We start from the raw sequence: 11,028 nt of genomic DNA on the forward strand, positions 1-11,028 counted from the left end.
GCGTTACGCTGCCCTAACGCACCCTACTGGACTGTTTCAGCTAAAATAGGGCAATAGATTTCGGCTTAAAGTCTTAGATTATAGAATTTCTAGCATTTTTCTAATACACCAAATTAGCTGAAACAATCCACTACCTTTTTGTTTGAGAAAAAATGGACTACAAATATCCCATCCAACGCTGGTATATTGCCGCGACTAATCCCGAAAAAATCGAGGGGTTAGCGCGAGAAATGGGACTATCATCCTTATTAGCAACTATCTTAATTAATCGCGGTATTGATACCCCCGAATTAGCTAAAACTTATATAAATCCTGAAGTGGATACCTTACCCTCTCCCCTGGGAGAATTTCCCGACTTAGAAAAAAGTGTCAATTTATTAGTAAAAGCGATCGCTAGGGGCGATAAAATTGCTATCTGTGGGGACTACGATGCCGACGGCATGACCAGTACATCTTTACTGTTAAGAGCCTTGAGACATCTCGGTGCTAGGGTAAATCATGCCATACCCAGTCGCATGAAAGAGGGATACGGAATTAATCAGCGCATTGTCGAAGAATTTGCCGAGTCGGGAGTCGGATTAATTCTCACCGTTGATAATGGCATTTCCGCTCACGAACCGATCGCCCTAGCGATAGAATTAGGATTAAAAGTTATTATCACCGATCATCACGATCTGCCGCCAATTTTACCGAATGCCTCCGCTATTCTCAACCCAAAATTATTAACCTCTAACTCTCCCTATCAGGGATTAGCGGGGGTGGGAGTCGCCTATATTTTAGCGGTGACAACTGCCCAAAAAATGGGTAAATTACAGGGATTAACCGAGTCATTATTAGCATTATTTACCCTAGGCACTATAGCAGATTTAGCCCCATTAATCGGGGTAAATCGTCGCTGGTTAAAACGGGGTTTAAGAAAATTACCCAAATCTCAATTAGTCGGGATTCAATCCCTGATGCAAATAGCGGGAATTAGCGAGGAACAAAAGCAATTACAACCGGATGATATTGGCTTTAAATTGGGACCGAGAATTAATGCCATTGGCAGAATTGGTGATCCCCAGATAGTTATTGAATTATTAACCACCGATGACGCGGGAATTGCCTTAGAAAGAGCAATGCAGTGCGAACAAATTAATCGTACCCGTCAAGAATTGTGCGAAAAAATTGAAGAAGAAGCGATTAAATTAGTGGAAAAAACACCGATTCTTTGGCAACAAGATCGAGTTTTAGTATTAGTCGAAAAAGATTGGCATCATGGGGTAATTGGTATTGTAGCTTCCCGTTTGGTGGAACGCTACGGAGTGCCGGTTTTTATTGGTACTTACGAGGAAGAATATGCTAGTAAAATTCGCGGTTCTGCCAGAGGAATTGAAGAATTTCACGTTTTTGAAGCCCTACAATTTTGCCAAGATTTACTAGGAAAATTTGGCGGTCATAAAATGGCGGGGGGTTTTAGTTTACCCACAGCTAATTTACTAGCATTCAAACAAAGATTAAGTCAATTTTCTCACAAAATTTTACAAATAGAACAATTAAAACCTTTAATTAAAATTGATACTATCATTGACTTTAAACAAATAAACCTGCAACTTTTTCAACAAATTGATAGTTTGCAACCCTGGGGAATTGGCAATGAATTACCCGTTTTTTGGACTCCTAACGTGCGAGTAGTAGAACAGAAAACTATCGGAAAAAATCATTTAAAATTATTGCTGGCTCAAAGGGATGATACCAGAATTAAAGCCCTAGCTTGGCGTTGGGGCGAATATTGTCCTTTACCAACGCGTTTGGATATTGCCTATAAACTCAAAGAAAATACCTGGAATAGTAATACAACCATAGAAATTGAATTAGTGGGAGTACGATTACCCCAAGAAAATGATAATATTAAAAAAGCAATTTTTATGCACGCCGAAAAAATGTATCAATGTAGTTTTTGGGGTGATTTAAACGAGATTCGCATCAAAAATGAACAGGGCGATATTTTAGTCGTGCAGAAAGGGCAGCGCATTGGTTTATTAGGCAAAAATCGGCAACAAGCTAGAGAAGTCAACGTGACTGAACCCCGTTTTTATACTTTAATTAAAGTTGCCATCAAAGCTTTGGCTATCTAGCAACACCTCCAAAAAAAGCGCCTTGACGATGAACCAAACCATAGTGATCAAAATCGGTACTTCCAGTTTGACCGATAATCAAACCGGCCAATTATCCCTCTCCACGATCGCCGCTTTAGTGGAAGTCCTCACCCGGTTGCGCGCTGCCGGTCATCGGGTGGTATTAGTATCTTCCGGGGCCGTCGGGGTGGGCTGCCGTCGTCTGGGAATACAGGAAAGACCGAAAAAAATCGCCCTCAAACAAGCGATCGCCGCCGTCGGTCAAGGTCGTCTGATGCGGATCTATGATGACCTCTTTACCAGTCTTGGTCAACCGATCGCCCAAATTCTGCTGACCCGTCCCGAATTGATGGAACGCACCTGTTATGTCAACGCCTATAATACTTTTCAGGCTTTGTTTGAATTAGGGGTAATTGCCATTGTCAACGAAAATGATACGGTGGCGATCGATGAGTTAAAATTCGGCGATAATGACACTTTATCAGCCCTTGTGGCCAGTTTAATCGAGGCTGACTGGTTATTTATCCTCACCGATGTGGATCGCCTCTACAGTGCCGATCCGCGGCTATTTCCCGAAGCGGCGGCTATTGCCCGAGTTACTCCCGCGCAATTAGCGCAACTATCGATCGATGCCGGTAGTAGTGGCAGTCAGTGGGGGACCGGGGGTATGGCGACTAAATTGGCAGCGGCCCGGATTGCCACCAGCGCCGGGGTAGAAATGGCGATTACTAGGGGACGGCAGCCCGGCAATATCTTAAAAATTATGGCAGGAGAGGCGATTGGAACCCGTTTTGAGGCCCAAAAACGCAGTGATAACGCCCGCAAACGCTGGATCGCCTACGGACTAATGCCCATGGGTAAAATCTATCTCGATGCCGGGGCGATTCAAGCCATTTGTCAGGGGGGAAAATCTCTCCTAGCGGCCGGGATCACCAAAGTGGAGGGGGAATTTAGCGCCTCGGAATCGGTGCAATTGTGCGATCAAGAAGGCCGGGAATTGGCCCGGGGAATTGTTAATTATAGTAGTGAGGAGATCGATCGAGTTAAAGGTCAACATTCCGAGCGTATTGCCAGTTTATTAGGTTATATGGCCGCAGAAACCATCATTCATCGGGATAATCTCGTCATTTTGAGTGCCTCGTCCACTACCTCGACTAATAAGGGATAATTCCGCCACCCAGAGGCGGTCGAGCCAATGCCTTAAATGTAAAGAAATGTCTCAAAAAAACAACAAATTGTTAGACAAGCAAGAGAGTTAGACTGGGGATGTCCCCCGAAGTTCAACCCTGTGAGATTATAAATAAAGCGAAACTCAAAAATGTCTTTATTGCTGTTGGGAGAAACTTAATAATGCGAGACGCGGTAACTAGCCTGATTAGAAAATACGATGTCACCGGACGTTATCTCGATCGAGATGCGATCGATAATCTTAAACAATATTTTGCCTCGGGAACTGCCCGTCTAGCTGCCGCCGCCCTCATTAACGCTAATTCGGCGGCGCTCGTGCGTGGGGCGGCGATTCGTCTATTTGAAGAAGTTCCCGAATTGATCCGCGCTGGGGGTAATGCCTACACCACCCGTCGTTATTCTGCCTGTCTGCGGGATATGGATTACTATCTCCGCTATGCCAGTTATGCGCTGGTGGCTGCCGATACTAATGTTCTAGATGAGCGGGTGCTGCAAGGACTGCGGGAAACCTATAATTCCCTCGGTGTTCCCATCGGTCCGACGGTGCGCGGTATCCAAATCATGAGCGAAATGATTCAAGCCATGGCTACTGAGGCGGGTATTGCCGACACCTCTTTGATCGCTGAACCCTTTGATCATCTCACTCGTGAATTAAGCGAAGTCTCTATTTAAATTCAGTTATCAGTTATCGGTTAGGAAAGGCAAGGGGCAACAGGCAAGAGGCAAGAGTATTGATTAATTTGTCTCCTGTCTCCCGTCTCCTGTCTCCTGTCTCCCGTCTCCTGAATTATTAACTCGCCGACGGCGATCGAGCCATTGTTGTAAAATAATCGCCGCCGCTTCCCGATCGATCGCTCCCTTATCCCAAGAGGAAAACTGTTTTTTGGCTTTTAAGAATTCTTCTGCCTCTAGGGACGTGCAACGCTCATCAATGTATTCCAGGGGCAAATCTAAGGCGATGGCTAGTTTCTCGGCGTATTTTTGCACCTGTTTGGCCTGAAATCCCAACTCTCCCGCCATGGTATAGGGCAGTCCCGCCACCAAAATCTTAATATTTCTTTCCTTGACAATTGCCTTAAACTGTGCTAAGTCGGCAACAAAGGAAGAACGGATAATCGTGGTTAAACCGGTGGCGATTAAACCTGTACCGTCACATCCTGCCACTCCTACCCGTTTTTTGCCGATATCCAAGCCCAGGGCGGCGACTCTTTCCATTACACTGGATGCCCCTGATCGGGGGGTTCCGAGGGCGGTTTAACTGGGGGAAGTTCCCCCGGACTGTCGAGGGAGTCCAGGGGGGGATTATTGGGCCATTTTAACCAAGACATCCGACTAGGGATGGGAGTTCGCGGCACCGATTGTAAACCCTGCAGCATTTCTGCTAGGGCGGAATTTTCCGGCTTAGTTTCGCGGATTTTGTGCCATACCGAGCGCGACATCATCAGGGTGTGGGAACTGCGGATCGCTCCCAATTGTTCCAGATATTCCCGTCTTTCGTGCTGATAATCAGCCGATATCAACTCTAGCGATCGAGGGGGATACTTGCGAGCGATCTGGGCCATCTGGATTAATAACTTAGGATAGAGCCAAGTGTAGGCGGGATGGACAATTAATTTCGCTTGATGGGGTCGCTCATCCTGATTAGATAGGATTAATTCAAAATAACCGATCGCCGCTTTTCGTTGTGGTTCAAAAACGTAACCGCGACTAATTTGCGGACCGCCGCACCAACTCTGACAGCGACCGAACAAACTATCAACTAAACTGATTTTAAAATCCTGGATATGGCGATCAAATACCTGACGCAGTAGCGGCGGCATAGACACACAATCCAACTGATAAAGTAATTGAGCGTCAGCATTGCTCACAGGCAGTAAATTCGGTAAATCTGCCTCTTGTTTGCTCAATTCCTGTAATAATTGCGGCGGTAAAGACCAATAGGTTAATTCTGCCAAAGGCTGAAAACCGTGTTGCCGGAAAAGTGCCAAACTGTCCTTTTGATTGATATTAACCTCTAACACCCAGGTGCGGGCTTCCCAAACCGTTTCTAGACAATAACGCAGTAATTGCGCCCCGATGCCCTTGGGTTCGCTTAAAGACTCCGCCGGATGCACCCGCACCTGTTCCACCCGCCAAGTGCTGCGACTACTATTAAAAGGGGTGACTTGGATTGCCCCGCGAATTTTCCTTTCTTCTCCCCGATCCGCCGTAGACTCAGCTACATAGACATGAAAACGGTGTTGGAGAGGATTGGGAAAAAGACTGAGAATTTTAAACAACCCAAACCAAGGACGCACCCGTTGCACCTGCGTGCGGAAATTTTGGGCGCGACGATCGATATCCTCATCGAAGTCATCTAGGGTTAAAGCTTCAATGTCTTCCAAATCCCGATATTGTACGGGACGGATCGGGAGATCCCTAAAATCGTCCCCTTGGGGAACAGGAGAAGTGGTCATGGCTGTGGCGTAAATATCGTCTATGCACCTATCTTACAGCAGAATCTAGAGGCACTTCTGCACCAATAACAATTTCTGACGGCTCAAGGGGGCCCCCGAAAGGACACCTCGATCGGCAGATGAGGTTTTCCGGCCAAATTTCTGATCATGACAATTCGATGCTACAATAACGGACGGTTAATCAGTCCGAATTTGCAGTAAAAGTCTTTGAGTCAATCTGTAGATACCACTAACACCCTAGACACTCTAGCTCAAGAACTAGCCGCCATTCAGCAGACCGGTTCTAAGCGCGTCGCTTTATTGGGTTCCCGTCACGTTCCCATCACACACCAGCAATTGATCGAAATGATGGCCTATGCCCTCGTGCTGGCGGGCAATCGGATTATGACCTCCGGGGCGACGGGAACCAATTCCGCCGTCATTAAGGGGGCAATGCGGGCAGATCCTAATCTGTTAACCGTGATCTTACCCCAAAGTCTCGATCGCCAGCCCCTGGAATCCCAAGAACAACTCCAGCAGGTTATCCATCTGGTGGAATGTCCCGAAAATGACCATCTATCCCTAGGGGAAGCCAGCAGCCTCTGTAATCGCGAGATTATCAATCGTTGTCAACAGTTAATCTGTTTTGCTTTCCACGACAGTCAAACCCTTTTGCAAACCTGCGCGGAAGCGGAAGATCAACGCAAGCTAGTTACCCTATTTTATTTTGACTAAATTCAGCGATGAATCTCTCCGTCAGTGCCATTCTTCTCTATTCGATAGTGGCCGCCGCTATCTCTGTCTATCTACCTTTTCTGCTGGTCGCTTACGCTAGAGCTAAGGTGGGTTACGATACCTCCGCCCCCCGGGCAATGTTCGACCAACTCCCAGACTACGCTAAACGAGCAACTTGGGCCCATCAAAATGGTTTTGAAACCTTTATGATCTATAGTGCCGCCGCTCTCATGGCCTACGTTACAGGAGTCTCCTCCTCCCTGGCTGCTAACTGTGCGATCGCTTTCGTGATCCTCCGGCTTTTATTTTCCCTTTTTTATATCACTAATGTCCCGATCGCTCGTTCCCTGATGTTCGGTCTCGGTTCTCTCTGTACTTATACTCTCTTTGGCTTGAGTTTAATCAAGATTCAGTAGAATTCCCCAAACCCCATGCAGGAGAGTCGAAAAACCCTATAGTTCGGGAGCGGTAAAGAAGTTGCTTAACCCGAACTAAAGTTAATTTTGTTACTGATAAACCGGTAATTTGGGATTATCCACTGATAACAAACCGGTTAAAAGTGAGGCGGGTTTTTGACTATAGGGCCAGGCAAAAGCATGACGAAAAGCCGCGTCTTGACAAGCTTGTAATTGTCGAAAATCGATCACATCTAGGGTGAGTAAATTCTCGTACTCGAAGGGCAGCCGGACATTGTGTAAACCGGCATTATCGGTACAGATAGCAATATCAACCCCCGCTTCAAAACAGCGATCGAAGACTATCTTTAATTGCGATAAACTTTCGAGGGTGCCGGTTTTTAAATAGGTGGTGGGACAGACTTCTAAACATTGATGACGACGGGCAACTTCCGGCAGCAATTCTGGGTATTGTAGGGGAATTTGAATACCGTGACCAATTCTTTGCAGATAGGGCAGTAATTGGGGATAACAACCGTCCTTTGTTTCATAAAGATGGCCGGTGGTATTTAAACCCTCTTCCCTGGCATAACTGTATAAACCAGCAAATTCCTCTAGTCGAGTTTGGTAGTACGAATCACCCCCCGCAATATCGATCGCACAGACGTATTCTCTCATCTCTAGGGCCAGATCAACGATCGCTTTGTTGACTTCGTAGGGAAGTCGCGAGTGCATACAGAGAATTTGACTGGTAATAATCGGATATTCGCTCATTTTCGAGGCTTGACCAACGATCTCGACAATCGATCGCATTTGCTCGATTCGCTCTGTTTGGTTCAAATGTTCGTCGGTGCGATAGTAGGGAGTATAGCGCAATTCTAAATAGGCAAGATTCTCGAAGATGTAAGCGCCGCGAATCAGACGATAGATAAAATAGGGCAAAGTTTGGGCGGTTTGAACACTTTCGACGAGGGTGTGTAATTCCAAATACTCATCTAAACTATTGCGTTCGCGGGTGTAAAATTCCTCAAAAGCGGGGTATTCCTGGAATTTGGCCGCTAAATCCCGCTCATGTCTGTGAAAGTAGCGCCAGAGAATTCTCGGTACTACCGATCCCCCTAAATGGCGATGCAAATCTGCGTATAAAGCCACAACTCCGCTGCTCCTTAGTCTCTCAAATGTTCCTTAAATATAACGAAGTTTTACAATTGTTTGACAATTGCTCGCAAATAGTATCAGTACCTAGTCGGTGAACAGTGGGGGGGAGAGGGAATTATGAATTATGAATTATGAATTATGAATTAGACATCGACCTAATATTATCTCAAGACCAAAAGTCTCTCTAGTTAAGGAATCTACCCGAATAAAAATGATTTTAATTGCCTCATATTTTTTCAGTAAAATTGAATTAGCAACGATAGATATACATTCCAGCCATCGAACCAGTTGGTTAGTACACAGGACAAAAGCAAGCTGTGACTAGGTTGTAATTTTTGGAGATGTCTATTATGAATTGGCGAGAAGGAAGGGAGAAGAGAAATGGGAGATGGGGAAAGGGGAGCAGGGGAGATGGAAGCAGGGGAGATGGGAGATGGGGAGATGGCGAGAAAAAAGCTGATGGCTGATGGCTGATAACTGGTAACCGATCACTGATAACTGATCACTGATCACTGCTTAATTATTTGATAGCATGGAGGAAAACCTATAGAGGGTGAAGCGGTATGAGTAACTATAAAGATTCTTCTTCCATGCGCTATTTCTTGGCAGGATTAAAACCCTTTGCCCAACCTTTATTTTGGCTGCCGCTAGGAATATTTTCCTTGGCTCTAATTGGTTTCTCGATATATCAACAGAATCCTGAATGGTTGGGTTCGGTATTAGATACCCCAGGAATGTCCTTGGAGGAACGCGAAATCCAGACTAAGCAGATGACCGATGCTCCTCTCCCCAGTCCTGCAACAATGCCGGCCATTCCTGCCAATAATAATACCGCTCCCCCGAACGAACCGGCCTCGCCGCAGCCTTTTAATCCTTTAAATACTAATCCCAATAACAACCAGAAACCCTCTTTATTCGCCCCGTTAATGCCGCAGACTAAGCAAAATCAGGCACCGAAGGCTAGTAAAACTCTGCAACCGATTCAAGTGCAACCGATTAGTGGCAACAATAGCAATTATCCTTTACAAAGGGAAATCGAAAATCGCTCACGGACTACTAACTTGAATAATTCTCCTAATCTCAACCCCGGGGGCAACCCGAATCAAGTCAACCCCCAGGGAAATTATTCCCCTTATCAACAAAATACTCAGCCCCTACCCTCCTGGAATAATACCAACTCTAACCCGGTCTCCGGCTCTAGCAACCAACCCAACTATTATCAACCCCCCGTATATCAGTCCCCCGTCTACGGCAATCAACCTAACGTCACTGGTTATCCCAATCAGGGAATGGCACCTAACAATAATGGCACCCCCTATCAAGTTCCCCCTCAAAGTACTAATCGAGGCTTCTCCATCCAACAACCCATTAATGCCCGGCCTTCCGGTTACTAGAGGGACTTAGATAGGGTTTGCTGAATAAATCTAAAAACCTTGTTGGATAACATTTTTAGACTTTTTTGAAATCAAAAAGTACCAGTGATTGGAGTGATTGGGGGGAAAATTCAGGGACTTTTTCCCTGAAAATTAGGTAATTGACCGCCTGAAAATGGGTAAAACCCTACACCCCACACCCCACACCCCACACCCTACCCCCACCAACAAACTTTTTGCCGCAAACCCTAGATAGGAGCTTGCAGGAAGTCTAATAAAATCGGATTAACTATTTCTGGGGCTTCATCCTGGGGACAGTGGCCTAAACCGGCTAAGGGGATAAACTGTTTGACTGTCGGGAATCGTGCTAATTCTTGGCCCAAGGCCAAGGGTTCCCAGGGATCCTCGCTACCCCAAAGCAGAATGGCCGGACAGGGGAGAATCGGCAGCAGGTCTTCTGGGAGTGGGCCGCCAGAATAACCGGTAAAAGCGAGGAAAACCTCGATCGCTCCCTGATCTCTGGCGGGTTTTAAGATTATTTCCACTAATTCCTCCGTTACCGCTTCCGAGCGCCGATAAGCTTGCAGGAGAATTTTACGCACTGTCTGGGGTTTAGCGATCTGTTGGAAGAAAAAAGCCCCAATTGCTTTATTTTTAAGAATTATTTGCGCAATATCCGCGCCTAAACGACGATACCAGGGTAATTCCCCCCGTTTTCTTTCGTGCAGTAGTCTGAGGGAACAATTGATCGCCGCTACCCCAAGGACAAAATCGGGATGATCGACGGCAGCCTGCATAATGGCCACGCAACCGATGGAATTACCCGCCAAAAAAGCGGGACCCCCCACCACTTCCCGACAAAAATCGGCAATTTGCGCCCCCCAAGTCTCGAAAGTATAATCGATCTCGTTTTTTGGTTCGGGTTTGTCGGAACCGCCAAAACCAATTAAATCTAGGGCAAAACAGCGACATTTTTCGCCTAAAACGGGGATATTTTTCCGCCAATGTCCCCAAGATGCCCCAAATCCATGCACAAGCACGATCGCAGGTCCCGTCTCCCCCGCACTCTGATAGGTGATTTTGAATCCCCGCCAATGCCAAATTTTTGCTTGTGTCTCTAATCCTAGAATTTGTTGCATACTTTGTTATATCTATAAAGTATTTGTTGCTTTTCTTAATATATACTGTCAGGTTAACTGGCGGCTTAACTAATCGTCTGGGGATGATGCCAAATCCCGTCATAGTTCATCTCAAATGAACCCAACAACCGCCAATTATGATGAACCCTGGAAAGAAGTATTAAGTCACCTAGAAAACGGGTTTCTTGAAGAAACCCATTTTCTGTGGGGTTTTTTGCGGAAAGTAGGTTAAAGGGGTAAGGTCATAACAATCCTTTGCCAAAACCGACTTCTCAGAATATAATAGAGAAGATTAGTCATTCATCGCTCAGATTAGTTAAGATGATATTACATGACTAATAATATTGACCATGATCGCTTATTTAAGGAGTTAATCTCGACCTTTTTTGTCGAATTTATTGAGTTGTTTTTTCCTCAATTGATCGATTATTTAGATAGGGACTCGATTACTTTTTTAGACAAAGAAGTATTTACCGATGTCACGGAAG

10 protein-coding genes and 1 pseudogene are annotated in these 11,028 nt (G+C 45.8%); 7 read left to right on the forward strand and 4 right to left on the reverse strand.

Annotation, left to right across the window (positions count from 1 at the left end):
• Positions 1-152: 152 nt before the first annotated feature.
• The 3 genes from recJ to apcB all read left to right on the forward strand — a co-directional run bounded on the left by recJ (position 153) and on the right by apcB (position 3,977).
• On the forward strand, positions 153-2,117 hold the full coding sequence (gene recJ / locus IM475_RS07415; protein WP_287727163.1) for a single-stranded-DNA-specific exonuclease RecJ: 1,965 nt from the start codon (positions 153-155) through the stop codon (positions 2,115-2,117).
• 28 nt (positions 2,118-2,145) lie between these two features.
• Positions 2,146-3,285, forward strand: coding sequence for a glutamate 5-kinase (gene proB, locus IM475_RS07420; RefSeq protein WP_287657489.1), 1,140 nt, complete (start codon positions 2,146-2,148; stop codon positions 3,283-3,285).
• 182 nt (positions 3,286-3,467) lie between these two features.
• Positions 3,468-3,977: an allophycocyanin subunit beta gene (gene apcB, locus IM475_RS07425; protein ID WP_502845919.1), complete on the forward strand. Its 510-nt coding sequence runs from the start codon at positions 3,468-3,470 to the stop codon at positions 3,975-3,977.
• 63 nt (positions 3,978-4,040) lie between these two features.
• Here the strand turns inward: apcB and ruvX are convergent, their stop codons facing one another.
• Positions 4,041-4,520: a Holliday junction resolvase RuvX gene (ruvX, locus tag IM475_RS07430; RefSeq protein ID WP_287657487.1), complete on the reverse strand. Its 480-nt coding sequence runs from the start codon at positions 4,518-4,520 to the stop codon at positions 4,041-4,043.
• The gene (locus tag IM475_RS07435; RefSeq protein WP_287657486.1) at positions 4,520-5,761 is read right to left on the reverse strand and encodes a GNAT family N-acetyltransferase; all 1,242 of its coding nucleotides are present in this window, start codon (positions 5,759-5,761) and stop codon (positions 4,520-4,522) included. The genes ruvX and IM475_RS07435 overlap by 1 nt, the downstream gene beginning before the upstream one ends.
• A gap of 207 nt (positions 5,762-5,968) precedes the next feature.
• On the opposite strand from IM475_RS07435, the gene IM475_RS07440 reads away from it, so the two are divergent.
• Together IM475_RS07440 and IM475_RS07445 are read left to right on the forward strand one after the other, a co-directional pair.
• On the forward strand, positions 5,969-6,475 hold the full coding sequence (locus IM475_RS07440) for a hypothetical protein (protein ID WP_002741066.1): 507 nt from the start codon (positions 5,969-5,971) through the stop codon (positions 6,473-6,475).
• An 8-nt stretch (positions 6,476-6,483) separates the two neighbouring features.
• Positions 6,484-6,891 carry an MAPEG family protein gene (locus tag IM475_RS07445; protein WP_002783727.1) on the forward strand — a complete coding sequence of 136 codons (408 nt, stop codon included), beginning with the start codon at positions 6,484-6,486 and terminating at the stop codon, positions 6,889-6,891.
• Positions 6,892-6,981: 90 nt separating this feature from the next.
• Here IM475_RS07445 and IM475_RS07450 read toward each other — a convergent pair whose 3' ends face one another.
• Positions 6,982-8,022 carry an adenosine deaminase gene (locus tag IM475_RS07450; RefSeq protein ID WP_287727164.1) on the reverse strand — a complete coding sequence of 347 codons (1,041 nt, stop codon included), beginning with the start codon at positions 8,020-8,022 and terminating at the stop codon, positions 6,982-6,984.
• Positions 8,023-8,591: 569 nt separating this feature from the next.
• Between IM475_RS07450 and IM475_RS07455 the strand changes: the two genes are divergently transcribed.
• Complete coding sequence (locus tag IM475_RS07455) at positions 8,592-9,422, forward strand: hypothetical protein (protein WP_287657483.1); 831 nt, start codon at positions 8,592-8,594, stop codon at positions 9,420-9,422.
• Between the two features lie 227 nt (positions 9,423-9,649).
• On the opposite strand, the gene IM475_RS07460 is transcribed toward IM475_RS07455, so the two are convergent.
• A complete protein-coding gene (locus IM475_RS07460; RefSeq protein WP_287727165.1) occupies positions 9,650-10,540 on the reverse strand; it encodes an alpha/beta fold hydrolase in 891 nt (296 codons plus the stop codon).
• 331 nt (positions 10,541-10,871) lie between these two features.
• Here IM475_RS07460 and IM475_RS07465 point away from each other — a divergent pair.
• A pseudogene (locus IM475_RS07465) lies at positions 10,872-11,028 on the forward strand (flagellar assembly protein H); the annotation flags it as partial.

Source organism: Microcystis sp. M061S2, assembly GCF_020245605.1.
Lineage (GTDB): Bacteria > Cyanobacteriota > Cyanobacteriia > Cyanobacteriales > Microcystaceae > Microcystis.

Coding starts and splice junctions, on each gene's coding strand:
- recJ (WP_287727163.1), top strand. CDS start 153: ATGGACTACAAATATCCCATCCAACGCTGGTATATTGCCGCGACTAAT.
- proB (WP_287657489.1), top strand. CDS start 2,146: ATGAACCAAACCATAGTGATCAAAATCGGTACTTCCAGTTTGACCGAT.
- apcB (WP_502845919.1), top strand. CDS start 3,468: ATGCGAGACGCGGTAACTAGCCTGATTAGAAAATACGATGTCACCGGA.
- ruvX (WP_287657487.1), bottom strand. CDS start 4,520: ATGGAAAGAGTCGCCGCCCTGGGCTTGGATATCGGCAAAAAACGGGTA.
- IM475_RS07435 (WP_287657486.1), bottom strand. CDS start 5,761: ATGACCACTTCTCCTGTTCCCCAAGGGGACGATTTTAGGGATCTCCCG.
- IM475_RS07445 (WP_002783727.1), top strand. CDS start 6,484: ATGAATCTCTCCGTCAGTGCCATTCTTCTCTATTCGATAGTGGCCGCC.
- IM475_RS07455 (WP_287657483.1), top strand. CDS start 8,592: ATGAGTAACTATAAAGATTCTTCTTCCATGCGCTATTTCTTGGCAGGA.
- IM475_RS07460 (WP_287727165.1), bottom strand. CDS start 10,540: ATGCAACAAATTCTAGGATTAGAGACACAAGCAAAAATTTGGCATTGG.